The following is a 24,468-nucleotide window of genomic DNA, read 5'->3' as shown; positions in this document are numbered from 1 at the left end:
GAACTCCATCTCCAGGTAAGTAGCTTTTCAGGCCCATGGTGCGCCAACCCGGCAAGGCGCAAAACTGGCATTTCTACCAGGCCACCCTGGCGGCACGAGACGTTGCAACCAACGGCAGCAACCTTCTACGCTTGCTGTTCACGCTTTCGGAACCCGCCCCATGTCCACCCCGCCCTCCCTGCGCGAACGCCTCTACATCATCGTCTTCCAGACCGACACCGTCGCCGGGCGTCGCTTCGACAAGATCCTCCTGCTGATCATCCTCGCCAGCCTGGTCACGGTGATCCTCGACAGCATCGACGATGTTCACCAGAACTACGCCGGGCTGCTGGCCGGTATCGAGTGGGGCTTCACGGCGATCTTCCTCGCCGAATACATCACCCGCCTGTACTGCTCGCCCAAGCCGCTGCGCTATGCCTTCAGCTTCTACGGGCTGGTCGACCTGCTGGCGATCGTGCCCGGGATCATCGCCCTGTACTACAGCGACGCCCAGTACCTGCTGATGATCCGGGTGATCCGCATGCTGCGGATCTTCCGCGTGCTCAAGCTCAGCCCCTACCTGAAGCAGGCCCACTACCTGCTGGCGGCGCTGCAGGGCAGCAAGCAGAAGATCATCGTGTTCCTGGTCAGCGTGTCGACCCTGGTCACGGTGTTCGGCACGCTGATGTATGTGATCGAAGGGCCGGAGCACGGCTTTACCAGCATTCCCAAGGGCATCTACTGGGCCATCGTCACCCTGACCACGGTAGGCTTCGGCGATATCGTGCCGAAGACGCCGCTGGGGCAGGTGCTGTCGTCGCTGGTGATGATCACCGGTTACTCGATCATCGCCGTGCCCACCGGCATCTTCACCGCCGAACTGGCCAATGCCCTGCGCGGCGAGCAGTTGCAGCATGACTGCCCGACCTGCGCCAAGCATCACCACGAGCATGGCGCGGCGTTTTGTTCGCGGTGTGGCAATGCGTTGTTTCCCAAGCAGTGAGGCTGACTGTGCTGGCCCTTTCGCGGGTTTACCCGCGAAGAGGCCGGCACTGACAACGACATAACCAAAGACCGTTTTGTTCTTTAACCCACGCAAAGCCACCCGCTATAGTCGCTGGCAAAGCGCCAACCCTTTGAACCAGAACAAGGAATGCCCCCAGTGAAAAAACTCTTCAGCGCCTCGCTGCTCGCCGCGGGCCTGGCCCTGGGTAACCTCGCCCAGGCCGCCCCGACCCTGCTCAACGTCTCCTACGACGTGATGCGCGACTTCTACAAGGACTACAACCCGGCGTTCCAGAAGCACTGGGAGAAAGAGCACAACGAGAAGGTCAACCTGCAGATGTCCTTCGGCGGCTCGAGCAAGCAGGCGCGCGCGGTGATCGATGGCCTGCCGGCCGACGTGATCACCATGAACATGGCCACCGACATCAACGCCCTGGCCGACAACGGCAAGCTGGTGCCGGACAACTGGGTGAGCCGCCTGCCGAACAACAGCGCGCCGTTCACCTCGGCCACCGTGTTCATCGTGCGCAAGGGCAACCCCAAGGCGCTGAAGGACTGGCCGGACCTGCTCAAGGACGGCGTGCAAGTGATCGTGCCCAACCCCAAGACCTCGGGTAACGGCCGCTACACCTACCTTTCGGCCTGGGGCTACGTGCTCAAGCAGGGCGGTGACGAAACCAAGGCCCGCGACTTCGTCGGCAAGCTGTTCAAGCAGGCACCGGTACTGGACACCGGAGGCCGCGCCGCCACCACCACCTTCATGACCAACCAGATCGGCGACGTGCTGGTGACCTTCGAGAACGAGGCCGAGATGATCGCCCGCGAGTTCGGTCGCGACCAGTTCGAGGTGATCTACCCGAGCGTGTCCGCCGAGGCCGAGCCGCCGGTGAGCGTGGTGGACAAGGTGGTGGAGAAGAAAAAGACCCGTGCTGTGGCTGAGGAATACCTGAAGTACCTGTGGTCGCCCGAGGCCCAGGAGATCGCCGCGAACAACTACCTGCGCCCGCGTGACCCGGCGGTGCTGGCCAAGTACACCGACCGCTTCCCGAAAGTCGACTTCCTGTCGGTGGAGAAGACCTTCGGCGACTGGCGCACCGTGCAGAAGACCCACTTCAATGATGGTGGCGTGTTCGACCAGATCTATACCAACAAGTAACCGCTCTCAGCAGGGGCAGCCCTAAGAGAGCGGTTCTGTGGGAGCGGCTCGTGGGAGCGGGCTTGCCCCGCGATATCGATAGTGGCAACGAAAGTGTTGTCTGGGCTGGCCCCATCGCGGGGCAAGCCCGCTCCCACGCACCTTCCAGTATCAATAAGGGTCAGGCCTGCTGGCGGAACACCAGCGCCTTCAGGCCACCCTCCGGATCCGCATCCGGAAACTCCGGCGGATTCTCCAGCCGCTCGACGAACGCCAGCCCCGGCGCCTGCTCGGCCATCCCCTCGATGAGAAACTGCGGCCCGATCCCCGGGTCATTGACACAGGCCAGCACCGTGCCGCCTTCATTCAACAACTCCGGCAAACGCCGGAGGATCTTGGCGTAGTCCTGGGTCAGCACGAAGCTGCCGCGCTGGAAGGTCGGCGGGTCGATGATGATCAGGTCGTACGGCCCGTACTTGCGCACCTTGCCCCACGACTTGAACAGCTCATGCCCCAGGTACGCCACCCGCGAGGCGTCATGGCCATTGAGCCGATGGTTGTCGCGGCCCCGGGACAGCGCCGACTTGGCCATGTCCAGGTTGACCACCTGCTCGGCGCCGCCGGCGATCGCCGCCACCGAAAATCCGCAGGTGTAGGCGAACAGGTTGAGCACGCGCTTGCCGACCGCCTGCTCGCGTACCCAGCGTCGGCCATAGCGCATGTCGAGGAACAGGCCGTTGTTCTGGCGCACGCCGAGGTCGAGCAGGTACTTCAGGCCATCCTCGACCACCTCGCGCTGCTGGCACGGCTCGCCCCACAACCACTGGCCGGGGCTGTCCGGCAGGTAGCGGTGCTGCAGCAGGATGGCCTGGCCGGTCCACTGCGGGCGCTCGACCAGCGCCATCAGCATCGCTTCGAGCTCCGCCAACTGGCCCTTGGGCGGTTCGCGAAACAGCGCCACCAGCAGCACGCCATCGAGCCAGTCGACGGTGATCTGCTCAAGGCCCGGCCAGCAACGGCCACGGCCATGGAACAGGCGGCGGGTCTCCAGGGGGGCGGGATCGAGGGCGGCGAGCAGGTGCTGCTCGAGGGTGGCGATGGCTGGGCTCATGTCGGCTACGGTCAGGCAAAAGCGCCATTCTACCCGCTCGCGGCCGGGCCGGGCGGTCATCGATGAAGGGGATGAGAGGGTTTGCGGCACTTTTGTCGCTTTTTTCTTGCCGGGGCGCTGTGGATAGTGCGGCCATCCCTCCCTGAAACCGGATCACTGCCATGTCACCCCTGAAAGTCGAATTCTTCCACGATGTCGTCTGCGGCTGGTGCTTCGTCCTCGCCCCGCGCCTCAAGCAACTGCAGGACGAACTCAACCTGGACATCCAGCACCGCAGCTTCATCCTGCAGACCAGCCGCGAGGCGATGGTCGAGCGCTTCGGCTCGATGCCCAAGGCCAAGGAAACCATCCTCAGCCACTGGCTGTCGTGCTCGCGCGCCGAGGACGTCAAGCGCATCAACATCGAAGCCATGCGCCAGCAGGACTTCGAATACCCCACCGGCCTGCTCGCCGGCCTCGCCTGCCAGACCGCCAAGGCGCTGGGCGGCAACGAAGGCCACGAGCGTATGTTCGACCGCCTGCAGGAAGCCCACCTGGTGCAGGCCCGCAACATTGGCGACCGCGCCACCGTGCTGGCGGTCGCCACCGAGGCCGGCTTCGACCCGCAGGCCTTCGCCACGGCATTCGACCAACAGGCCCCGCAAATGCTCGACGAAGAGCTGGCCCTGGGCCGCCGCCTGGGCATCAGCTCGGTACCCAGCCTGGTGATCGATGGCCGCTACCTGGTCCCCGGCGCCCTGAGCCTCGAGCAACTGCGCCAGACCTTCATCCAGGTCCGTGCCAACCAGAACCAGGCACAAGGAGCCGCACAATGAACAATCGCTACTGGATCGCCGCCGGCACCTCGCTGTCGCTACTGGCCATGGCCCTGCTGCCCGCCCCGGCGGTGATGGCCAACGACGCCCCCGCCGCCCAGGCCAACGCCACCCCGGTGGCGGTCGCCCGGGTGCAGTCCGGCCCCATGCCGCAGGTGCTCAGCGCCGTCGGCACCCTGGAGGCCGTGCACCAGGTCAATGTCTCGCCGGAAGTCGGCGGGCGCATCACCGCGCTGGAGTTCACCGCCGGCAAGGCCGTGGCCGCCGGCCAAGTGCTGGTCAAGCTCAACGACGCGCCCGAGCGCGGCGAGCTGGCCAAGCTGCAGGCCCAGGCCAAGAACGCCAAGCTGGCCCTGGAGCGCACGCGCAAGGTGCTGCCGCTGGCCTCCACCCAGGCCCAGCTCGACCAGGCCCAGGCCAACTACGACCAGTTGCTTGGCGAGATCGCCCAGGTCCAGGCGCAGATCGCGCAGAAGACCATCCGCGCCCCGTTCGCCGGCGTGCTGGGCATTCGCAAGGTCAACCTCGGCCAGTACGTCAGCCCCGGCGACAGCCTGGTGACCCTCACCGAGCTGTCGCGCCTGCACGTCAACTTCCCGCTGCCCGAGCAGTCCGCCGCCGCCCTGCAGGCCGGCCAGGCCATCACCCTCAAGGTCGATGCCTGGCCGCAGCAGCGCTTTGTCGCCGCAGTGACCACCCTGGAGCCGCAGATCGACCCGGGCGCCCGCTCCATGCTGGTGCAGGCGACCCTCGACAACCCCGGCCAGCAACTCAAGCCGGGCATGTTCGCCAACGTCAGCATCGAGCTGCCGAGCCACGCCGACGTGCTCAGCGTGCCGGAAACGGCGATCAGCTACAGCGCCTACGGCAACTCGCTGTACGTGCTGCGCGAGAAGGACGGCGCGCTGCGCGTGGAGCAGGTGTTCGTCAAGCTCGGCGCCCGCCGCGACGACCGTGTAGTGGTGCTCGACGCGCTGACACCGGGCGACCGCGTGGTGGTGTCCGGGCAGATCCGCCTGAGCAATGGCATGCCGGTGCGGGTCACCGACGACACCCTGGCCGCCAGCACCACGCGCAAGCCGGACCTGGCCCAGCAGTAATGGGTTTGCGTGCCACTGAAAAGGACCTGTAGCACCATGAAATTCACCGACCTGTTCATCCGCCGCCCGGTACTGACCCTGGTGGTCTGCGCGATGATCGTCATGCTTGGCCTGCTGGCGCTGCTGAACCTGCCGATCCGCCAGTACCCGCAGCTGGAAAGCGCGACCATCACCATCACCACCGAATACCCCGGCGCCCGCTCGCAGCTGATGCAGGGCTTCGTCACCCAACCCATCTCGCAAGCCGTGGCCTCGGTCGACGGTGTCGACTACCTGAGCTCGACCTCGACCCAGGGCAAGAGCGTCATCAGCGTGCGCCTGAAGCTCAACGCCGACTCCAACAAGGCCCTCACCGAGATCATGGCCGCCGTCAACCAGGTCAAGTACCGCCTGCCCGAAGGCGCCTACGACTCGGTGGTGGCCAAGTCCTCCGGTGAAGGCACGGCGGTGATCTACATCGGCTTCTCGAGCAAGGACATCGGCCTGCCGGCGATCACCGACTACATCTCGCGGGTGGTGCAGCCACGCGTGGCGGCCATCGATGGCGTGGCCGAGGCGCAGATCCTCGGCGGCCAGAAACTGGCCATGCGCCTGTGGCTGGACCCGGCGCGCATGGCCGCGCGCAACCTGTCGGCCAGCGACGTGGCCGAGGCCATACGCCAGAACAACTTCCAGGCCGCCCCCGGGCAGACCAAGGGCCAGTACGTCTCGGCCAACATCAACATCAACACCGACCTGACCAGCGTCGACCAGTTCCGCCAGATGGTGGTGCGCCGCGACGGCGACACGCTGATCCGCCTGAGCGACATCGGCACCGCCGAGCTCGGCGCCACCTCCTACGACACCAGCGGCATCATGGACGGCGAGCCGGCGGTGTTCATCGGCCTGCACGCCACCCCCGCCGGCAACCCGCTGACCATCGTCGGCGCGGTGCAGGAGATGATGCCGCAGATCCGCGAGACCATGCCGCCGGGCATGACCGCCAACATCGTGTTCGAAGTGGCGCGCTTCATCCAGGCGTCCATCGACGAGGTGGTCAAGACCCTGGTCGAGGCCGTGGTGATCGTCGCCGTGGTGATCTTCCTGTTCCTCGGCTCGCTGCGCAGCGTGCTGATCCCGCTGGTGACCATCCCGCTGTCGCTGATCGGCGCGGCGGCGATCATGAGTCTGTTCGGTTTCAGCATCAACCTGCTGACCTTGCTGTCGATGGTCCTGGCCATCGGCCTGGTGGTGGACGACGCCATCGTCGTGGTGGAGAACGTCCACCGCCATATCGAGGAAGGCAAGTCTCCCTTGCAGGCGGCGCTGGTCGGCGCCCGCGAGATCGCCGGCCCAGTGATCGCCATGACCCTGACCCTGGCCGCGGTGTACGCACCCATCGGCCTGATGGGCGGGCTCACCGGCGCGCTGTTCAAGGAGTTCGCCTTCACCCTCGCCGGCGCCGTGGTGGTGTCCGGCGTGGTGGCGCTGACCCTGTCGCCGGTGATGAGCGCCTTCCTGCTCAACCGCCAGGCCAGCGAAGGGCCGATGGCCCGTGGCGCCGAGCGCTTCTTCCAGTGGCTGGGCAAGGGTTACGGGCGTGTGCTGGACGTGTCCCTGCACCACCGCTGGCTGACCCTGGCGATTGCCGCGGCGGTGTTCGTCAGCCTGCCGATCTTCTACCTCGGCGCCCAGCGCGAACTGGCGCCGGTCGAGGACCAGGCCCAGGTGCTGGCAGTGGCCAAGGCCCCTCAGTACGCCAACATCGACTACACCGAGATGTACGCGCACCGCATGGACCGCCTGTTCGCCACCTTCCCGGAAACCGACATCACCTGGGTGGTCAACGGCAACGACGGCCCACGCACCGCGTTCGGCGGCGCCAACCTGAGCACCTGGGAAAAACGCCAGCGCAGCGCCGACCAGCTGCAGGCCGAGATCCAGAAAGCCGTCGGCGAGATCGAGGGCGTGGCCATCTTCGCCTTCCAGCTGCCACCGCTGCCCGGCTCCACCGGCGGCCTGCCGGTGCAGATGGTGATCCAGAGCTCCCAGGACCACCGCGTGGTGTTCGACGCCATGGACAAGATCAAGCAGGCGGCCATGGCCAGCGGCCTGTTCGCCGTGGTCGACTCCGACCTGGACTTCAACAGCCCGCTGGTCAACATCAACATCGACCGCAGCAAGGCCAACGACCTGGGCATCAGCATGCAGGCCATCGGCGACGCCCTGGCGGTGCTGGTGGGCGAGAACTACGTCAACCGCTTCGCCCTCGACGGCCGTTCCTACGATGTGATCCCGCAGGTGGCGCGAGCCCAGCGCCTGTCGGCGGAGATGCTGGTCGGCCAGTACGTCAAGGCCGCCAACGGCGCCCAGGTGCCGCTGTCGACCCTGGTCAGCTTCGACATGTCGATCGAGCCCAACAAGCTGACCCAGTTCAACCAGCTCAACTCCGCCACCCTGCAAGCGGTGCCGGCGCCGGGCGTGAGCATCGGCGACGCGGTGCAGTTCCTCGCCGCCCAAGCCAATGCCCTGCCCACCGGCTTCAGCCATGACTGGCTGTCCGATGCCCGCCAGTTCGTCCAGGAAGGCAGTGCCCTGGTGGTGACGTTCATCTTCGCCATCCTGGTCATCTACCTGGTGCTGGCGGCGCAGTTCGAAAGCCTGCGCGACCCGCTGGTGATCCTGGTCAGCGTGCCGATGTCGGTGTGCGGCGCGCTGATCCCGCTGTACCTGGGCTACGCCACGGTGAACATCTACACGCAGATCGGCCTGGTGACCCTGGTCGGCCTGATCAGCAAGCACGGCATCCTCATGGTCGAGTTCGCCAACGAACTGCAGCAGGCCGACCAGCTCGACCGCCGCACGGCCATCGAACGCGCCGCGCAGATTCGCCTGCGGCCGATCCTGATGACCACCGCGGCCATGGTGGTGGGCCTGGTCCCGCTGCTGCTGGCCAGCGGCGCCGGTGCCCACAGCCGCTTCAGCCTGGGCCTGGTGATCGTCATCGGCATGCTGGTCGGCACGCTGTTCACCCTGTTCATCCTGCCCACCGTGTACTCGCTGCTGGCCAAGGACCACCGTGCCAGCGAAGACCCACGCCTGCAGGAACTGGCCGCCTACACCCAGCCGGCCTGACCCCTTCGCCCGCCCTCCCCTGTGGCAGCCGTGATCGGCTGCCCCTGGGAGCGGCCGGCCCGAATTAAGAGAAACGACATGCTACGTAAGACCCTTCTGCCCCTGCTGCTCCTGGCGCCCCTGGCCCAGGCCGTTGCCGCCGAGCGTGCGACGCTGATGTCGGTGTACGCCCAGGTGGTCGAGCACAACAGCGACATGGCCGCCGCCCGCGAGAACTACCTGGCCCGCCGCGAGGCCGTGCCCCTGGCCCGCGCCCGCCTGCTGCCGCAGGTGGCCCTGGATGCCGAGGCCGGCGACGTGCGCAGCGACCGCCGCCAGGTCGAGCAGCGCAGCGGCAGCCTGTACCGCCTGAGCCTCGACCAGCCGTTGTTCGACCTCAGCCGCTGGTTCGACTTCAAGGCCGCGCAGTCCGAGAACGAACAGGCCGAACTGGACTTCTCGGCGTTCCAGCAACAGCTGATCCTCGACACCGCCAGCAGCTACTTCGACACCCTGCTGGCCGAGGACAACCTGGCCACCGCCAAGGCCGAGCTGCGCGCCTTCGACCGCCAGTTGCAGCAGACCCGGCTGAGCTACGACGCCGGCCTGTCGGATCAGAACGACATGCTCTCGGCCCAGGCCAGCTTCGACCGCGCCAGCGCCAACCTGATCGACAGCCAGCGCCGCAGCGAAGACGCCTACCAGGCGCTGATGCGCCTGACCGGCCAGGCGCAACCGGCATTGGCCGGGATCCGCCACAGCCTGCCGGTGCAGGCGCCGGTGCCCGAGCGCGCCGACGCCTGGGTCGAGCAGGCCATGGCGCAGAACCTGCGCCTGCGCGCCAGCCAGGCCGCCGTCAGCCAGGCCGGCCAGACCCTGCGCAGCAGCAAGGCCGATCACCTGCCGACCTTCAACCTGGCCATGGGCTACACCGAGGGCGACAGCGACCTGATGGACTCCAGCGCGCACTTCGGCCAGCGCCCCGGCAACCAGCGCGACAGCTCGGTGATGGTGCAGATGAAGCTGCCGCTGTTCAGCGGCGGCGGCACCAGCGCGCGGGTGCGCCAGGCCACCCATGAGCTGGCGCGCACCGAGTACGGTCGCACCAGCCTCGAGCGCGAGGTGCTGGAAGGTTCGCGCAACGCCTTCCGCGCGGTGGTCAGCGATGTCGAGCAGGTGCGGGCGCGACGCCAGAGCATCATCTCCAGCCAGGGCTCGTTGCGGGCCACCGAGGCGGGGTATGAGGTGGGCAGCCGCAACATCGTCGATATCCTCGATGCGCAGCGCGACCTGTACAACGCGGTGCGTGACTACAACGTCTCGCGCTATGCGTACATCGTCGACAGCCTGCGGCTCAAGCAACAGGCTGGCAGCCTGAGCCCGGATGACCTGCGCGAGCTGGCGGGGTATCTGAAGCTGGATTACGAGCCGGAGCGGGATTTCCTGCCGAGTGATCTGCGCGGGTGAAGCATTGGAATCGTCGGGGCCGCGCAGCGGCCCCAACGCTTTATCGAGTCCTGTTATTCATCCCCAACTCCATATCATCAATCAACGCCTTGGCCATGGCGCTCAACATGCGCGCTGCGCTGCCCGCCATCAGGTCGCCTTCCATCTCGGCCTCGCAGGTGAGGTGGCGAATGCAGCCAAGCAGCACCGACAACTCGCTGAAGGCATCCGCGAAGGGAATGCCCGGCTCGACCTTGAACAGGTCCATGCAACGGGTCCGGCCTGCGGTACGTGCGTTGGTCATGGCCGCACCTCCGGCTTGTATTCGAGCAAGGCACAGGCAAGCTGGCCAAGGTAGTCGCTGGCAGTGAACAGACGGTCCTGGACTTCGCCAGGTTCGGTCTTGAAGTAGATATCGAGGACATCGGAAATGGCCGTGGCCACTTCGACGGCGGCGGTCATGGCTTCTTCGCGAGTGAGGGTCGGGCGGATAGCGATGAAGGGGGCTAGACGGGGTGGGTCTGGGACGATCTTTTTCATGATGAAACTCCAGTGCGGGACAGGAGCGGCCATCTCGATCTTTCTCACGGACAAAGGTGGCAGCCGTACGCGGGGTGAGAAACCGGTGCACTGAAGCCGGCCAGACCGAAGTCTGCCCGCGCAGGGCTGCCATGAAGCAATAGCCTTGGCAGTGCAAGTCGGGTTCTCACACCCGGTCACCTGATGTGGCGACCCCGTGAAGTTATCCGTGGGGTATTTCCCCGACAACGCAGCAGCTTCCGGCAAGCGCGTAGGATAGTTCCCAAGCTTTGCTGGATGAAGCATTTGGTTTCAGGTTCGGAAATGTCTTACCTGGAAAATGAGCAAGCATGGCCGGGCAAGACCCGGATTGCGAGCAACCCCGCGATGGCGATCAAGAGTTCACCAAACAGCAACTAGCGATAGCTGCACCAGCCCAGGCGCCGCCCGTAACTTCGCGACTTCAGGAGGCCGGAGTGAGGGGACCCGGAGCGAAGCGGAGGGCCGGATGAATGGAGCGAGCATTTTTTGGTTCCTTTTTGATGCTTCAAAAAGGGACCCGCCGTAAGGGCGGAAAGGTGACTAAGCGTCGACATCACAAATGAATGCGCCTACATCCCTCGAAACCAGCTCCAACGATCCATCAAGCAACAACCGGCCGATACTCCCGACACCGCTCCCGCAATATCTGCGCCAGCAACCGCACCTCGGGACTGTGCCGGTACTCCTCGGGATAACCCATGTACATCGGCACCTCCCGCTCACGCTGATGCTGCAGGTTGACCCGCACCAGCCGCCCTTGCGCCAACCCCTGCTGCACCCGATGCTCCGGCAACCAGGCAAAGCCCATCCCCCGTTCGACGAAGCTCTCGGCCGCCGCCAGGCTGCTCACCGTCCAGCGCTGCGAGGTCCCCAGCCAGCCACTGTTCTGCGAATTGCGCGTGCCGGAATCGCGGATCACCACCTGCCGGTGGTTCTTCATGTCGTCCAGGCTCAACTCCCCCTGCGCCTCGCTCAGCGGGTGGCTGGCCCCCACCACGCAGACCAGCGAGACATTGAGCAGGAACTCCTGCAGGTAGCCGGAAGGCAGGCTGCTGGCGATACCCAGCTCGACCTTGCCGTCTTCGAGCAGCTCGCGGGCCCCGGACAACGCCGTTTCGTACAGGCGGATACGGTGATCCTTGTACTCCAGGGCAAACTCCTGCAACGCCTGCTGCAGCAATTCGATGGGGAACAGCACATCCACCGCCAGCGCCTGCTCGGTGAACAGCCCGGGCTGGTACTGGTTGGCCAGGTGCTCGAGCTTCTGCGCCGCCCCCAGCAGGTGCTTGGCCTGGGGCAGCAGGGCCTTACCCAGGGAGGTGAGCACGGCCTTGCGGCCTTCGATGATGAACAGCTCCTGGCCCAGGAGCATTTCCATGCGGTTGACCGAGTGGCTGATGGCCGACTGCGACTTGTACATGTGCTCGCCGGCCTGCTGGAAACCGCCGCACTCGACCGTGCAGACGAACGCGCGCCACTGATCGAGACTGATCTTGGAAAACACCACTACCTCCTTGTGTACCCGAAAGCCGGGCGACGAATCCTTTGTCCTGCGGCGTTGTACCACAGCTGCGTACGACACATGAAGACCATGCCGCGATGCACGCACTTTTTGTCACTATTCGCCCGGCGCGGTTCGTGCGACAACAACCTCCCTCACGGTGCCCGGCACTAATGGATGAATAATGGACAAGGAAGTCCCGATCATGCAGATATGCACAAGCGATACGGCATAAATATATAGCCGAAACAACAGGTCAATACGGCGACAACACCGCCATAAAATTTTCATATTAAAACCATTGAAAATTTTAATTGCCCTATTGTTAGACAATTCGCTCATCACCCCTTTGCGCAAGCCTCGTGGAATCACGGGGCGCACGCCTGCGCGCGATAAATAAACGCCGAACTTTCCACCCTCAAAAAACCATGAACTGGCGTCATCAATCCCATCGGAATTATTCGCTTTTTTTGCCAAAAGCTTCAGCCGCAATAATTAAATGGCCAGCAGGGCCTGGCACCGGAACAACAAGACCGGTTGTGTATTTTGGGATTTTTTCAACAGTGAAAAATAATTGGGCATACACATGAAAATCGGCATTGATGATATTGGGCTGTCTGTACCGCAACACTTTTTCGCACTGGAAGAACTTGCCGAACGGCATGGTATCGATCCGCAGAAATACCTGGTCGGCATCGGCCAGGAGTTCATGGCCGTGCCGGCACCGGACGAAGACATCGTGACCCTGGCGGCCAACGCTGCCCTGCCACTGCTCGATGACGCCACCCGCGCCTCGATCGCCACGGTGATCCTCGCCACCGAGAGCGGCATCGACCAGTCCAAGGCCGCCGGCCTGTTCGTCCACAGCCTGCTCGGCCTGCGCGCCGACTGCCGCGTGGTGGAGTTCAAGCAGGCCTGCTACGGCGCCACCGCCGGCTTGCAGATGGCCCGCGCACTGGTCGCCCAGCGCCCTCACGAGAAGGTGCTGGTGATCGCCACCGACATCGCCCGCTACGAGCAGAACTCCGAGGGCGAATGCACCCAGGGCGCCGGCGCCGTGGCCATGATCGTGGCCGAGAACCCGCGCCTGCTGGAGCTGCACCCGCACCAGGGCCGCTACAGTCTGGACGTCTCGGACTTCTGGCGGCCGAACCTGCGCAGCACCGCGCTGGTCGACGGCAAGCTGTCGATCGAGGTCTACCTGGAGTCGCTGCGCAACGCCTGGCAGAGCTACCGCGCCGACGGCGGCCTGGGCCTGGAAGACATGAGCTTCCTGTGCTTCCACCAGCCGTTCACCAAGATGGCGAAGAAAGCCTTCTCGGTGTTCGAGGCGATCGAGCCTGAAGCAGCCAAGGCCCTGGGCGAGAAGGCCTATTCCACCAGCCAGCTGTACGGCAAGGCCATCGGCAACTGCTACACCGCCTCGCTGTACATCGCCCTGCTGTCGCTGCTGGACAACAGCGACGAGGACCTGACCGGCCGCAACATCGGCCTGTTCAGCTACGGTTCGGGCAGCGTCGGCGAGTTCTTCAGCGCCACCGTGGTGCCGGGCTACCAGGCCCATTCGCGGCGCAAGGCGCATGCGCGCATGCTGGCCAGCCGCACCCGCCTGGGCCATGAGCAGTACAGCAGCTGGTTCTATGGCGACAACCACCCGGCCGTGGCCGACTACAGCACGCCGTACGTCACCGGCGGCGCGTTCCGCTACGGCGGTTGCGAGGGCTATCGCCGTCAGTACGAGAGCACCGCCCTGTCCCTGAAGATGGCGAGCTGACGACCATGAGCGACGTGCTGCTGAGCTGGCCGCAACCCGCGGTCGCCTGCCTGACCCTGAACCGTCCGCATGCCGGCAACGCCCTCGACGAGGCCCTGCTCGGGGCCTTGCACGAGCAGCTGCAGGCCCTCGCCGAGCACCCGGGGCTGCGCGCCCTGGTGCTCGACGGCGCCGGCGAGCACCTGTGCACCGGGGCGGACCTGGAGTGGATGCGCCGCAGCCGCGACTTCGACCATGCGCGCAACCTGGAGGACGCCAGCCTGCTGGCCAACGTCCTGCAGCGCCTGGACGACTTCCCGGTGCCGGTGTTGATGCTGGCCCGCGGCGCGGTGTTCGGCGGGGCCCTGGGCCTGCTGTGCTGCGCCGACCACGTGCTGGCCGCCGAGGATGCGCGCTTCTGCTTCAGCGAGGCGCGCCTGGGCCTGGCCCCGGCCTTGATCAGCCCCTACGTGGTGCGCGCCATGGGCGTGCGCCAGGCACGGCGCTACATGCTCTCGGCCGAGGTGTTCGGCACCGAGGATGCGCTGCGCCTGCAGCTGGTCCACCGCCTGGTGCCCGCCGCCGAGCTGGAGCAGGCCCGCGACCGCTGGCTGGCCACCCTGCTGCAGACCGGCCCCCAGGCCAGTCGCGAGATCAAGCAGATGCTGGCGCGCCTGGCAGGCCGCGACCACCTGCTCGACGAGCAGGGTTGCAACCTGCAGCTGATCGCCCGCCTGCGCACCTCCAGCGAGGGCCAGCACGGTCTTGCCGCCTTCTTCGAACGCAGCCGCCCCGACTGGGCGCAATGAACCCTGGGTGCGCGGACCACGAAGCCCGCGCCGTTCCGGCGTCGCCGACGACGCCCGACCTATGAGAAAAGGATTTTGCCATGTGTGGTTTCATCGGTGTCTACCAGTCCAAACGCAACAGCATCAGCGACCAGTCGATCCTCGACGCCCTGGCCGCCATCAATCACCGCGGCCCCGACGAGCACAGCCTGTGGCGTGACCCGGGCGAGCGCGCCGTGCTCGGCCACACCCGCCTGAGCATCATCGGCCTGGACAACGGCATGCAGCCGATCGTCGCCGATGAAGGCGACCTGGCGGTGATCGTCAACGGCGAGTTCTACGACCACGAACGCATCCGTACCGAACTGCAGGCCGAAGGCGCGATCTTCAAGACCGCCTCGGACAGCGAGATCGCCCTGCACCTGTACCGCCGCTCCGGCATGGCCGGGCTCAAGGAGCTGCGCGGCGAGTTCGCCATGGTCCTGTTCGACCGCCGTCGTCGCCTGATGCTGGCGGTACGCGACCGCCTGGGCATCAAGCCGCTGTTCTACACCCAGCATGAAGGCAACTGGTACTTCGCCTCCGAGATCAAGGCCCTGCTGGCCGCCGGCGTCAACCCGACCTGGGACGAGAACGCCTACGCCAGCCGCGCCTTCTACCTGCGCGACCACACCCTGTTCGAAGGCGTGCGCAGCGTGCAGCCGGGCTGCTGGGTGATGGTCGACCACGGCGGCCTGCACAGCGGCCGCTACTGGGACATGGAATTCGCCCGCCGCGACACCCCGGCGCCGAGCGACGAGGCCGGCATGATCGAATCCGTGCGCGCCGCCATCGAGGAAGCGGTGCGCCTGCGCCTGCGCGCCGACGTGCCGATGGGCGTTTACCTGAGCGGCGGCATCGACTCCTCGGCGATGCTGGGCATGGCCACCGCCCTCAAGGGCGAGCCGCTGGACGCCTTCAACCTGTCGTTCACCGACATGGACGACTACGACGAGAACCGTTTCGCGCGCATGGCCGCCGAGCACAATGGCGCGCGCTTCCACACCATCGAGATCACCCAGGACGACCTGGCGGACAACTTCGAGCAGGCGGTGTGGCACAACGAGACGCCATTCTTCAACGCCCACGGCGTGGCCAAGTACATCCTCAGCAAGGAAGTGCGCAAGGCCGGCCTGAAAGTGGTGCTGACCGGCGAAGGCGCCGACGAAGTGTTCGCCGGCTACCCGCACTTCCGCCGCGACATGCTGCTGTACAACAACGAACAACAAGACCCGAAAGTCATCGACCTGCTGCGCCAGCGCATCCAGGCCAACGAGCAGGGCTACACCAACGCGCACATGCCCCACGACATCCACTGGATGGTCGAGCAGCTCAAGCACGGCGTGTCGTGGCTGGACAACCAGGCCGGCTGGTTCAAGGCCCTGGAGAGCCTGTACCGCGGCGACTTCCGCGATCACTTCAGCGGTGTCGACCCGTACCGCCAGTTCTTCGACCGCCTCGACCACGGCAAGCTCGCCGACCGCGACCCGGTGCACAACTCCATGTACCTGTGGGCCAAGTCGTACCTGCCGAACTTCGTCCTCACCACCCTGGGCGACCGCATGGAGATGGCCAACAGCATCGAAGGCCGCGTGCCGCTGCTCGACCACCACGTGGTCGAACTGGCCTGCCAGCTGCCGGTGTGGATGAAGGTGCGCGGCGCCACCGAGAAGTTCGTGTTCCGCGAAGCCATGCGCCCTTACCTGCCCAAGGCCCTGTACGAGCGCAAGAAGCACTATTTCCGCGCCCCGCCGGCCACCCTGCAGCAGCAAGGCCGCCTGTGGCAGCTGGTGCAGGACACCCTGCACAGCCGTGATCTGGACGCGCTGCCGTTCTTCGACGCGGCCAAGGTACGCACCCTGCTCAAGCAGTTGCCGACCCTCAGCGCCCAGGAACAGGGCCTGCTCGACCCGATGCTGATGGAGCTGACCAGCCTGTGCCTGCTGCAGCGCCGCTACCGCATGAGCGGCCAGAGCTGGAACACCTTGAGCGAGGTGGCCGCATGAAGATCGCGATCATCGGCGCCGGCCTCAATGGTCTGGCCTGCGCCCTGATTCTCAAGCGCTTCGGCCTCGAGGCCACGGTGTACGAGCGGGCCCATGGCCCGCGCGACTCGGGCACCGGCATCTACGTCTGGCCCCAGGGCGTGCAGGTGCTGCGCTTCCTGTTCAACGACACCGGCTTCATCGGCCGCGGCAAGGCCATCGAGTTCCTCGACACCCATGGCCGCGACGGTCGCCTGATCCACAGCCAGCCGGTGCGCCCGGACGGCCTGGGGATCCCGGCGCCGGCGGTGATGTTCCCGCGTCCCGAGCTGTTCGGCCTGCTGCGCGAACGCCTGGCCCCCGGGCAGATCCGCTACCAGATGGGTTGCGAGAAGGTGGAGAAGGTCGGCGAGCAGGCGCGGGTCACCTTCAGCAACGGCGAACAGGAAGACTTCGACCTGGTGATCGGCAGCGACGGCGTCGGCTCCACCGTGCGCCAGTGCCTGGAGCCGGGCCTGACGCCCTACGACACGGGCCTGGTGGCCAGCCGCGGCATGGTCGAGTTCGACTCGCCGCTGCTGCTGCCCGACCGTTGCCAGATCTTCGCCTCGGAGTTCTCGCGGGTGGTCACCTACCCGCTGGCCGCCGACCGCCCGTACCGCTACTGGTTCGCCGCCTACCAGCACCGCAACCAGCCGCTGCTCGACCGTGACGGCCTGGTACAGCTGTTTGCCGACCTGCCGCCGGACGTGGTGCGGATGATGGAAGCCACCGAGCACGAGCAGATCCTCACCCACAAGATGATGGCGCTGACCGGCGCCGGTTGTTGGCAGAACGGCCGCGTGGTGATGCTCGGCGACAGCATCCACGCCATGCTGCCGACCCTCGGCTACGGCCTGACCCTGGGCCTGGAGAACGCCTTCATGCTCGCCCAGGCCCTGGTCGGCTGCTGCGACGAGCGCCTCGACAGCGCCCTGCAGCGCTACGAAATCCGCGCCGCCGAGCGTTCGCGGGTGATGCTGGAAGTGATGCGCGACATGACCGACCTGTACTACTTCGAGGAGGACAGCGCCATGACCTCCTCGCGGATCCGGCCGATCGTCGAGCGTTTCCACGACCTGGCCCTGACCACGGTGTTCTGAGGAGATCGCCATGAGTGACGCATACCGCCAGCGCCTGCAGGCCTTCGTCAGCGAGCGCATCACGCCGAACGTGGCGGCCTGGGAGCAGCTCGGCGCCTACCCGGCCACGCTCAACCGCGAGGCCGGCGCCGCCGGCCTGCTCGGCCTGGGCCACGACCACCGCCAGTTGCCGGACGACCCGCGGGCCGTGGCGGTGCTGATCGAGGAACTGACCCGCAGCGGCGCCCAGGGCATCACCATGGGCCTGGGCTCGCACTTCGTCAGCCTCAAGGCGGTGCAAGCCACCGGCCACCCGATCGTCCACGACCTGGTGCCGGCAGTGCTCGACGGCCGCCAGAGCATCGCCCTGGCGATCACCGAGCGCCAGGCCGGTTCCGACCTGCGCGCCCTGGAGTGCCGGGCCACGCGTCTGGCCGACGGCTACCGGCTGAACGGGCACAAGGCGTTCATCTGCAACGCCACCCGTGCCGACTGGCTGCTGATGGTCGGCCACTGCGAGGACGGCCTGGCGCTGTTCCTGGTCGAGGGTTCCGCCGCCGGCATCCGCCACACCCCGCGCCAGGCCCTGGGCTGGCGCTGCCTGCCGCTGGCCGACCTGGAGCTTGTGGACGTGCCAGCGCTGCGCCTGACCGGCAAGGGCGGTGTCGGCCGTCTGCTGCAGGCCAGCCTGCAGCAGGAGCGGCTGAACCTGGCGGTGATGGCCATCACCAGCGCCGACATGACCCTGCAGGCCGCCATCGACTGGTGCAAGAGCCGCCAGGTCGGCGGCAAGGCACTGTTCGACAAATCGGTGATCCGCCAGCGCCTGGCCGAGCACTACGCGCAGCTGACGGTCAGCCGCCAGTTCGTCGACACCTGCGTGGCCCGCCAGGCCGAAGGCACCCTGGACGCGCACCAGGTGGCCATCGCCAAGAACAGCGCCGTACAGACTTTGGAAACCCTGGCCCGCGATGCCGTGCAACTGCATGGCGCCCACGGCTGCGTCGAGCCCTCGCTGGTCGAACGCATCCACCGCGACGCCCGCCTGCTGGCCATCGGCGGCGGCACCCACGAAATCATGCTGGAAATCATTGCCCGGCACCTGTGAAGGATCACACCATGAGCACCATCAGCGACCACGCCGCCGCGCACTCGCGCGCGCTGCTCGAACACGCCTACCAGCGCTACTGCGGGCTGGAAATGCTGGAACAGTCCCCCGGCCAGTGCACCTGCCGGCTGACCGTCACCGATGCCATCGACAACCTCAGCCAGACCCTGCACGGCGGGGTGATCTACTCGATGCTCGACGTCACCAGCATGCTCGCCACCCTGCCCTTGCTGGGGCCTGACGAGTACGCCCTGACCAACAGTTTCAACACCCTGCTGCTATCGGCCACACCGCGGGACACCGAGGTGCTGTTCCACGCCAAGGTGATCCGTGATGGACGCAACCTGATGTTCACCCAGGCCGAGGCCTGGCGGGTCAACGCCGACGGCAGCCAGACGCGCATCGCCAGCGCGCAGCTGAGCAAGTTCAGGCTCAAGCGGGAGTGGTGACGGCGTAATCACCCATCACCTTCTTCGCGGGGCAAGCCCGCTCCCACGTGATATGTGGGGGCGGACTTGCCCCGCGATCGTTTCAGCACAGAGCCCCTGGCGATACATGACAACCTTAAGGGTAATACCCTGATTATCTGCGCTTTTCACTCCCGCCCGATTGCTCAAGACTGGCTGTCACACACATCACTGAAAGGATTCTCGCAATGAATCACAAGGTCCTGGTCATCCGCTCCTCGATCAAGTCCGATGGCGGCTTCTCCGGCCAACTGGTGGACAACTTCCTCAAGCAGCTCAAAGAGGTCAACCCCGAAGCTTCGGTGGCGGTACGCGACCTGCACGCCCAGCCCATCCCGCACCTCAATGCGGTGACCATGGACGCCCTGTTCGGCGGTGACGCCAGCAGCATCGAGGCGGCCGCGGCACTGAAGCTGTCCAACGAGCTGATCGAAGAGATCCAGGAAGCCGACCGCGTGGTGATCGGCCTGCCACGCTACAACTTCGGCGCACCGTCGATCCTGCACACCTGGGTCGACTACATCGTGCGTGGTGGCGTCACCTTCACCTATGTCGACGGCGCCCCGGTCGGGCTGCTGGATGACAAGCCGGTGCACGTGCTCAACGCCAGCGGCGGCGTCTACAGCCAGGGCACCGACACCCTGGCCGGCTGGCTGTCGCAGACCCTGGGCTTCGTCGGCCTGAACAGCGTCGAGTTCATCTACGCCGAAGGCCTGGGCATGGGCGAAGAAAGCCTGGCCGCGGGCCTGGCCGCCGCCAACCTGAAGATCCAGCACAGCATCGCCGCCCTCGGCGAACGCCCATGCCCAAGCCTGGCCACCGCCGTAGGGAGGTAAGATGACCCGCAGCCAAGACAACCCATCGGTCCAGGAACTGTTCCTCAGCGAACTGGTGGCCGAGCCCAACCGCTACCACCTGTACATCTCCCACGCCTGCCCGTTCTCGCACCGGGTGCACCTGGTGCAGAGCCTGCTGGGCCTGGAAGACGCGCTGGACGTCACCTCGGTGGCGGCCCGCCGCCACGACCAGGGCTGGGAGTTCGACGAACACGACCAGGACCCGCTGCACAAGGACGTCACCCTGCTGTCGAGCCTGTACGAGCGCTCGCGCCCGGGCTTCACCGGCAACCAGTCGGTGCCGGTGCTCTGGGATCGTCAGCAGAACCGTATCGTGCACAACGACTCGGCGGAGCTGGCGCTGCAGATGGCGACCCGCCTGCTGCCCCTGGCCAAGACCCCGATCGACCTGGTGCCCGACCGCTCCAGCTGCGACATCGTCGAGCTCAACCAGTGGCTGCACACCAACATCAACCGCATGGTCTACCACATGGGCTTCGCCCCGGACCAGGAGAGCTACGACCAGGCCTTCCAGCAGTTCTTCGCGGCCATGGACACCCTCGAGCATCGGCTGCGCAAGCAGCCGTACCTGGTGGGCGGCAAGCTGAGCCTGTCGGACCTGTTCCTGCTGCCCACGCTGATCCGCTACGAGGCGGTGTACTACGTGCACTTCAAGACCAACCACAAGACCCTGGCCGAGTACCCGGCACTGTACCAGTACCTGGTGCGCCTGACGCAGATCCCGGCGATCTACCGCACCATCGACATGGCGCATATCAAGCTGCACTACTACTACTCGCACAACCACATCAACCCGACCCGGATCGTGCCCCAGGGGCCGGCGTTGAGCTGGTTGAACTGAGCAGTCGGCGTTTGCGGTCTTTTCGCGGCACAAGGCCGCTCCTACAGGAAGCGCATCCCCCTGTAGGAGCGGCCTTGTGCCGCGAAAGGGCTGCCTCGCAGCCCCGGCGGTTGAAGCCGAATACCGACTCCGGACGACTTCAACACCTTGAGGCTGTTACACGCCAAGACCACGCCGATCTTACAAACTGAACCTCATTCAGGCCTTGCCACGCCGCGGCCGCTGGCCGGCCGGAACCACCATCCCTGCTGCATGCCCGCCGCCGCCAGCAGGATCAGCCCCACACCCAGCCACTGTACCAGCGCCAGGCGATGGTCGAAGGCCACCCAGTCGACCAGGATCGCCGCGATCGGGTAGATGAACGACAACGCCCCGGTCAACGCCGTGGGCAGGCGCTGGATGGCGCTGTACAACAGCACGTACATCAACCCGGTATGCACGATCCCCAGTGTCACCAGGCTGCCGAGCGCCGGCAGTTCACCCGGCAATCCACCGAGCTTCACCCACGGCGCCAGCAGCAACACACCGGTGCTCACCTGGATCAGCGCGATCAGGTGCGGCGGCGTGCCGGTCAGGCGCTTGATGATCAACGCCGCCACGGCGTACAGGAACGCCGCGCCCAATGCCAGGACAATGCCCAGCAGGTACTCGTCGCCACTGGCCTGCCCCGCGCCATGGGCGCTGACGATGGCCAGCATGCCGAGGAACGCCACGCTCAACCAGGTCAGCTTGGCCGGGGTGATCTTCTCGCCGAGAAACAGCGCGGCCAGGCCCACCAGCATGAACGGCTGAACGTTGTACACCGCCGTGCCGATGGCAATCGAAGCCCGCGAATAGGAGGCGAACAGCAGCACCCAGTTGCCGACGATCGCCACGCCGCTGGCCACCGCCAGCAGGAAGGTGGCGCGGGTCAGCACACCCGGTTTGAGAAAGCCCATGGCCGCGCAGATCAGCAGCAAGGTGCCGGCGCCGAACACGCAGCGCCAGAACACCACTTCCAGCACCGGCTGCCCGGATACCAGCACGAACCAGCCGATGGTCCCGGATATCAGCATGGCGGCGATCATTTCCAGCGAGCCACGGCGCAGCGAATTGTCCATCTCACACCTCCTGTCGATGATGGGCACAGTATGCGGAGGGTCGAGGGCGACCTTCCAGCGGATAACCAAGGCATATCTGTGATCTCGCCTTTACTATCAAGGCATATCTTGAAAATCACCTAACGAGGCTGCCATGACCGATGCCATCGACCAGTTGCTGATCAACGCCCTGATGGAAGACTCGCGCCGCTCGCTCAAGGCCCTGGCGCAGATCAGCGGATTGTCGGCGCCCAGCGTCAGCGAGCGCCTGCGCCGCCTGGAAGAGCGCGGCGTACTGCGCGGCTATACGGTGGAGGTGGACCCGCGCTGTTTCGGCTACCAGTTGCAGGCCATCGTGCGCATTCGCCCGCTACCGGGGCAGTTGCAGGAGGTGGAGCGGCAAATCGTGGCCATTCCCGAGTTCACCGAGTGCGACAAGGTTACCGGCGAGGATTGTTTCATCGCCCGCCTGCATGTGCGCTCGATGGAGCAGCTGGACACGCTGCTCGACCGCCTCAACGTGCTGGCCGAAACCAATACGGCGATCATCAAGAAGACGCCGGTGAAGCGGCGGTTGCCGCCGATGGAGTGAGCAGACCTGGCAGCAGCGTTGCAGCAGTCAGCCGACGCAAGCCCTCTCAGGTTCAGGCTACTTCGCAAAGACAGTTCCATGCCCTCGTACTGCGCCATGGGTTTCGCAACGCTCGGCCAAGGCTCCATCGAACGAGATCAAGCGGTCCGTCGTGGCTTTCCAGTCGGCCAGGCGGTGATAGGCATTGATGAACCAGCTCAGGTTCCCGCAAAGATTGCCGAATGCAGAGTTGATCTGCATGACGTCGCCAAACATGATGGCGCCGGAAAAGAATCGCGGAACAGCCAACAGGCTGCTGAACACCAGCGACAGCTGACTGTAGCTCTCGGTGAACAGGGAAAGACGCATTTTCACATTGATGGTACGACGCATGTTGGCCAGGCTGACATCGAGCTTCTCACTGATCCGTTGTTTTTCGCCATGACGCCCACAAGAGGCCGCCTGGTCGCTGGAGCTGTCGCGAAAGCGGATCAGGAAATAACGCAGGTCCGCCTCGGAGCGTTGCTGATTGTTGCTCAAGGAGACCAGCTTGAAACCGATTTTCTGGCTGATGTAGGTTCCCAGAAACGCATAAAGTAAGGCGGCCCAGAACATATAGGCGGGAATGTTCAGGCCCCACAACTGCGCACTACCGGAAATGCCGATCAATACCACACTGAACGACACGACGCTGGCCAACGTGTAGAACAGGCCACAGGCCAGGTCAATGGTCTCGAACGTGAACTTGTTGATGTCTTCGGCGATGCGCTGATCGGGATTGTCGACCTGCCGCTCGACCTGATCGGGGTGATTCGACTCGACGACCCAGGCCGACAGGTAGTGATTGGTCAACCAGCGACGCCATCTCAGCGCGAAGACGTCGACCCAATAGGTGATCAATACCGAACGAAATACCGAGAACAGCACAATGGCAATGAACACCACTACCAGCCGATAGAAGGAGTAAGCATCGAGTTCTTGAATGGCATTATAGAAGTGCTTGTACCATTCATTGATCGCCAGTGCGGTGGCCACCGCCAGAAGGGACAGCCCCCCCAATGCCACCAGTGAGCACCAGGCGAATAGCTTTTCTTCGCTCTTCCAGTACAACGACACCAAATAAAAAGTTTTACGAAAGAATGACGAATCTTCGGGAGCGCCATCACTCCCGCTAGAAATTTTCGAATTCATTGACATCACGGAATATAATTTAATTATGAGCGGAGCGTGTATCGCTCCTTATAGTCACTCTGAACGGACCGTCTGACCGTCGCGTACAGGGTCATCACACTAAACGTGCATCTCAATACAAAACAACCACGCGTTGCGCTGGCGCGATCAGCGATCGCTCCGATGACGCCGGCACCCGCCAACTGCCCCTTGACGACGTAGGTCCTAACGCACGCCACATCCCTCAGGAGCGTTTGACTTTACCCTTTTTTTCGCCCAGTACACGAAGCGACAGCGTTATCGCCAACGCCATCAACGCGTACTTGATGTAAACATTGATCATCCAATAGTCGGCCGCTGTCCCCACCGCTATTCCGATGGAGATCGTCACGGCCATGACGACGAAAGAATTCATGGATACATTCCAGATCACCTACCCTCTGACGCCGAGTATTTACGTCGGCAGAATGGCTTGAAGCCACTACTGACACTCAGTCTAGCGTCCGCGTACCGCGCCCGACACCCTACATGTGTAGGGATGGCGCCGGACCACTTGACTCCCCAAGTCGAAAAGAGGCTCAAACACCCAGCGAATTCTGAGCTATTTCAGCCTCTTCCGACCTTGCAAGCGGACAACCGATCAAAATTGACCAGACTGCCCGCCCTGGTGATGGACGATCAACAGCGTTAAACGCTTAAGCGCCAGTCGAAGCACTGCCCCACATCCGGGATCCATTACCTGCAATCACGCCGCCGCCAAAACCTGCTGTCGTACCCGCAGCGATACTTCCGATGCCCGCAGGCCCGGCGATAGCACCTACCAGCGCGCCAGCCCCAGCCGCCAATGCCAGGTCAGCGCCATTGATGCTGCCACCACCCGTTTGGCTACCGAGGTAAGTAGCAACGCCAACGGCTGCACCACCGACTGCCCCAATAGGACCAA

23 protein-coding genes are annotated in these 24,468 nt (G+C 64.9%); 15 read left to right on the top strand and 8 right to left on the bottom strand.

Going from position 1 to position 24,468, the window contains the following annotated elements; translation table 11 throughout:
* The first annotated feature begins 160 nt into the window (after positions 1–160).
* Both ACZ899_RS00780 and ACZ899_RS00775 read left to right on the top strand, forming a co-directional pair.
* Positions 161–982 carry an ion transporter gene (locus ACZ899_RS00780; RefSeq protein WP_050706611.1) on the top strand — a complete coding sequence of 274 codons (822 nt, stop codon included), beginning with the start codon at positions 161–163 and terminating at the stop codon, positions 980–982.
* A 159-nt stretch (positions 983–1,141) separates the two neighbouring features.
* Positions 1,142–2,140, top strand: coding sequence for a sulfate ABC transporter substrate-binding protein (locus tag ACZ899_RS00775; protein ID WP_203651727.1), 999 nt, complete (start codon positions 1,142–1,144; stop codon positions 2,138–2,140).
* Positions 2,141–2,300: 160 nt separating this feature from the next.
* On the opposite strand, the gene ACZ899_RS00770 is transcribed toward ACZ899_RS00775, so the two are convergent.
* Positions 2,301–3,230, bottom strand: a complete 930-nt coding sequence (locus tag ACZ899_RS00770) for a class I SAM-dependent methyltransferase (protein WP_234560300.1) — start codon at positions 3,228–3,230, stop codon at positions 2,301–2,303.
* Between the two features lie 161 nt (positions 3,231–3,391).
* Between ACZ899_RS00770 and ACZ899_RS00765 the strand changes: the two genes are divergently transcribed.
* The 4 genes from ACZ899_RS00765 to ACZ899_RS00750 all read left to right on the top strand — a co-directional run bounded on the left by ACZ899_RS00765 (position 3,392) and on the right by ACZ899_RS00750 (position 9,705).
* Positions 3,392–4,045, top strand: a complete 654-nt coding sequence (locus ACZ899_RS00765) for a DsbA family oxidoreductase (RefSeq protein WP_203651723.1) — start codon at positions 3,392–3,394, stop codon at positions 4,043–4,045.
* Positions 4,042–5,145: an efflux RND transporter periplasmic adaptor subunit gene (locus ACZ899_RS00760; protein WP_203651722.1), complete on the top strand. Its 1,104-nt coding sequence runs from the start codon at positions 4,042–4,044 to the stop codon at positions 5,143–5,145. The genes ACZ899_RS00765 and ACZ899_RS00760 overlap by 4 nt, the downstream gene beginning before the upstream one ends.
* A 36-nt stretch (positions 5,146–5,181) precedes the next feature.
* A complete protein-coding gene (locus ACZ899_RS00755) occupies positions 5,182–8,259 on the top strand; it encodes a MexW/MexI family multidrug efflux RND transporter permease subunit (protein ID WP_234560301.1) in 3,078 nt (1,025 codons plus the stop codon).
* A gap of 78 nt (positions 8,260–8,337) precedes the next feature.
* Positions 8,338–9,705 (top strand): TolC family outer membrane protein, encoded by a 1,368-nt coding sequence (locus tag ACZ899_RS00750; RefSeq protein WP_050706616.1) that lies wholly within the window; start codon positions 8,338–8,340, stop codon positions 9,703–9,705.
* Between the two features lie 40 nt (positions 9,706–9,745).
* On the opposite strand, the gene ACZ899_RS00745 is transcribed toward ACZ899_RS00750, so the two are convergent.
* From ACZ899_RS00745 to ACZ899_RS00730, 4 genes are all read right to left on the bottom strand, one after another.
* Complete coding sequence (locus tag ACZ899_RS00745) at positions 9,746–9,988, bottom strand: DUF3077 domain-containing protein (protein ID WP_023630611.1); 243 nt, start codon at positions 9,986–9,988, stop codon at positions 9,746–9,748.
* Entirely contained in the window at positions 9,985–10,224 is a 240-nt protein-coding gene (locus tag ACZ899_RS00740; RefSeq protein ID WP_234560302.1) for a hypothetical protein, read from the bottom strand. Before ACZ899_RS00740 ends, ACZ899_RS00745 begins: the two co-directional genes overlap by 4 nt.
* A gap of 622 nt (positions 10,225–10,846) precedes the next feature.
* Positions 10,847–11,749 (bottom strand): LysR family transcriptional regulator, encoded by a 903-nt coding sequence (locus ACZ899_RS00735; RefSeq protein ID WP_186715378.1) that lies wholly within the window; start codon positions 11,747–11,749, stop codon positions 10,847–10,849.
* Positions 11,750–11,863: 114 nt separating this feature from the next.
* The gene (locus ACZ899_RS00730; RefSeq protein WP_234560303.1) at positions 11,864–12,238 is read right to left on the bottom strand and encodes a hypothetical protein; all 375 of its coding nucleotides are present in this window, start codon (positions 12,236–12,238) and stop codon (positions 11,864–11,866) included.
* A 94-nt stretch (positions 12,239–12,332) separates the two neighbouring features.
* Between ACZ899_RS00730 and ACZ899_RS00725 the strand changes: the two genes are divergently transcribed.
* The 8 genes from ACZ899_RS00725 to ACZ899_RS00690 all read left to right on the top strand — a co-directional run bounded on the left by ACZ899_RS00725 (position 12,333) and on the right by ACZ899_RS00690 (position 20,705).
* Positions 12,333–13,520, top strand: a complete 1,188-nt coding sequence (locus tag ACZ899_RS00725; RefSeq protein ID WP_062360730.1) for a hydroxymethylglutaryl-CoA synthase — start codon at positions 12,333–12,335, stop codon at positions 13,518–13,520.
* A gap of 5 nt (positions 13,521–13,525) precedes the next feature.
* Positions 13,526–14,308 (top strand): enoyl-CoA hydratase-related protein, encoded by a 783-nt coding sequence (locus ACZ899_RS00720; RefSeq protein WP_110739294.1) that lies wholly within the window; start codon positions 13,526–13,528, stop codon positions 14,306–14,308.
* A gap of 80 nt (positions 14,309–14,388) precedes the next feature.
* On the top strand, positions 14,389–16,332 hold the full coding sequence (gene asnB / locus ACZ899_RS00715; RefSeq protein WP_234560304.1) for an asparagine synthase (glutamine-hydrolyzing): 1,944 nt from the start codon (positions 14,389–14,391) through the stop codon (positions 16,330–16,332).
* Positions 16,329–17,453, top strand: a complete 1,125-nt coding sequence (locus ACZ899_RS00710; RefSeq protein WP_046856510.1) for an FAD-dependent oxidoreductase — start codon at positions 16,329–16,331, stop codon at positions 17,451–17,453. The genes asnB and ACZ899_RS00710 overlap by 4 nt, the downstream gene beginning before the upstream one ends.
* 10 nt (positions 17,454–17,463) lie before the next feature.
* A complete protein-coding gene (locus tag ACZ899_RS00705; protein ID WP_234560305.1) occupies positions 17,464–18,540 on the top strand; it encodes an acyl-CoA dehydrogenase family protein in 1,077 nt (358 codons plus the stop codon).
* A gap of 11 nt (positions 18,541–18,551) precedes the next feature.
* Positions 18,552–18,989, top strand: coding sequence for a PaaI family thioesterase (locus ACZ899_RS00700; RefSeq protein WP_028692820.1), 438 nt, complete (start codon positions 18,552–18,554; stop codon positions 18,987–18,989).
* Between the two features lie 206 nt (positions 18,990–19,195).
* Positions 19,196–19,843, top strand: coding sequence for an FMN-dependent NADH-azoreductase (locus tag ACZ899_RS00695; protein ID WP_023629104.1), 648 nt, complete (start codon positions 19,196–19,198; stop codon positions 19,841–19,843).
* A 1-nt stretch (position 19,844) separates the two neighbouring features.
* A complete protein-coding gene (locus tag ACZ899_RS00690; protein WP_051555768.1) occupies positions 19,845–20,705 on the top strand; it encodes a glutathione S-transferase C-terminal domain-containing protein in 861 nt (286 codons plus the stop codon).
* Between the two features lie 194 nt (positions 20,706–20,899).
* Here the strand turns inward: ACZ899_RS00690 and ACZ899_RS00685 are convergent, their stop codons facing one another.
* The gene (locus ACZ899_RS00685) at positions 20,900–21,805 is read right to left on the bottom strand and encodes a DMT family transporter (RefSeq protein WP_234560306.1); all 906 of its coding nucleotides are present in this window, start codon (positions 21,803–21,805) and stop codon (positions 20,900–20,902) included.
* 133 nt (positions 21,806–21,938) lie between these two features.
* Between ACZ899_RS00685 and ACZ899_RS00680 the strand changes: the two genes are divergently transcribed.
* Positions 21,939–22,376 carry an Lrp/AsnC family transcriptional regulator gene (locus ACZ899_RS00680; RefSeq protein ID WP_023631313.1) on the top strand — a complete coding sequence of 146 codons (438 nt, stop codon included), beginning with the start codon at positions 21,939–21,941 and terminating at the stop codon, positions 22,374–22,376.
* A gap of 57 nt (positions 22,377–22,433) precedes the next feature.
* Here the strand turns inward: ACZ899_RS00680 and ACZ899_RS00675 are convergent, their stop codons facing one another.
* Both ACZ899_RS00675 and ACZ899_RS00670 read right to left on the bottom strand, forming a co-directional pair.
* Positions 22,434–23,546 (bottom strand): SbmA/BacA-like family transporter, encoded by a 1,113-nt coding sequence (locus ACZ899_RS00675; protein WP_234560307.1) that lies wholly within the window; start codon positions 23,544–23,546, stop codon positions 22,434–22,436.
* Between the two features lie 223 nt (positions 23,547–23,769).
* Complete coding sequence (locus ACZ899_RS00670) at positions 23,770–23,940, bottom strand: hypothetical protein (protein ID WP_234560308.1); 171 nt, start codon at positions 23,938–23,940, stop codon at positions 23,770–23,772.
* Between the last annotated feature and the right edge of the window lie 528 nt (positions 23,941–24,468).

This window comes from Pseudomonas sp. TE31087 (assembly GCF_057284075.1).
This window is presented reverse-complemented; position numbering and strand designations above follow the sequence as displayed.

Bases quoted from the DNA above. Each gene is read 5' to 3' on its own strand.
- ACZ899_RS00685 (WP_234560306.1), bottom strand. From the start codon at position 21,805: ATGGACAATTCGCTGCGCCGTGGCTCGCTGGAAATGATCGCCGCCATG.
- asnB (WP_234560304.1), top strand. From the start codon at position 14,389: ATGTGTGGTTTCATCGGTGTCTACCAGTCCAAACGCAACAGCATCAGC.
- ACZ899_RS00750 (WP_050706616.1), top strand. From the start codon at position 8,338: ATGCTACGTAAGACCCTTCTGCCCCTGCTGCTCCTGGCGCCCCTGGCC.
- ACZ899_RS00760 (WP_203651722.1), top strand. From the start codon at position 4,042: ATGAACAATCGCTACTGGATCGCCGCCGGCACCTCGCTGTCGCTACTG.
- ACZ899_RS00710 (WP_046856510.1), top strand. From the start codon at position 16,329: ATGAAGATCGCGATCATCGGCGCCGGCCTCAATGGTCTGGCCTGCGCC.
- ACZ899_RS00700 (WP_028692820.1), top strand. From the start codon at position 18,552: ATGAGCACCATCAGCGACCACGCCGCCGCGCACTCGCGCGCGCTGCTC.
- ACZ899_RS00740 (WP_234560302.1), bottom strand. From the start codon at position 10,224: ATGAAAAAGATCGTCCCAGACCCACCCCGTCTAGCCCCCTTCATCGCT.
- ACZ899_RS00680 (WP_023631313.1), top strand. From the start codon at position 21,939: ATGACCGATGCCATCGACCAGTTGCTGATCAACGCCCTGATGGAAGAC.
- ACZ899_RS00745 (WP_023630611.1), bottom strand. From the start codon at position 9,988: ATGACCAACGCACGTACCGCAGGCCGGACCCGTTGCATGGACCTGTTC.
- ACZ899_RS00705 (WP_234560305.1), top strand. From the start codon at position 17,464: ATGAGTGACGCATACCGCCAGCGCCTGCAGGCCTTCGTCAGCGAGCGC.
- ACZ899_RS00670 (WP_234560308.1), bottom strand. From the start codon at position 23,940: ATGAATTCTTTCGTCGTCATGGCCGTGACGATCTCCATCGGAATAGCG.
- ACZ899_RS00765 (WP_203651723.1), top strand. From the start codon at position 3,392: ATGTCACCCCTGAAAGTCGAATTCTTCCACGATGTCGTCTGCGGCTGG.
- ACZ899_RS00720 (WP_110739294.1), top strand. From the start codon at position 13,526: ATGAGCGACGTGCTGCTGAGCTGGCCGCAACCCGCGGTCGCCTGCCTG.
- ACZ899_RS00770 (WP_234560300.1), bottom strand. From the start codon at position 3,230: ATGAGCCCAGCCATCGCCACCCTCGAGCAGCACCTGCTCGCCGCCCTC.
- ACZ899_RS00675 (WP_234560307.1), bottom strand. From the start codon at position 23,546: ATGAATTCGAAAATTTCTAGCGGGAGTGATGGCGCTCCCGAAGATTCG.
- ACZ899_RS00695 (WP_023629104.1), top strand. From the start codon at position 19,196: ATGAATCACAAGGTCCTGGTCATCCGCTCCTCGATCAAGTCCGATGGC.
- ACZ899_RS00755 (WP_234560301.1), top strand. From the start codon at position 5,182: ATGAAATTCACCGACCTGTTCATCCGCCGCCCGGTACTGACCCTGGTG.
- ACZ899_RS00780 (WP_050706611.1), top strand. From the start codon at position 161: ATGTCCACCCCGCCCTCCCTGCGCGAACGCCTCTACATCATCGTCTTC.
- ACZ899_RS00690 (WP_051555768.1), top strand. From the start codon at position 19,845: ATGACCCGCAGCCAAGACAACCCATCGGTCCAGGAACTGTTCCTCAGC.
- ACZ899_RS00725 (WP_062360730.1), top strand. From the start codon at position 12,333: ATGAAAATCGGCATTGATGATATTGGGCTGTCTGTACCGCAACACTTT.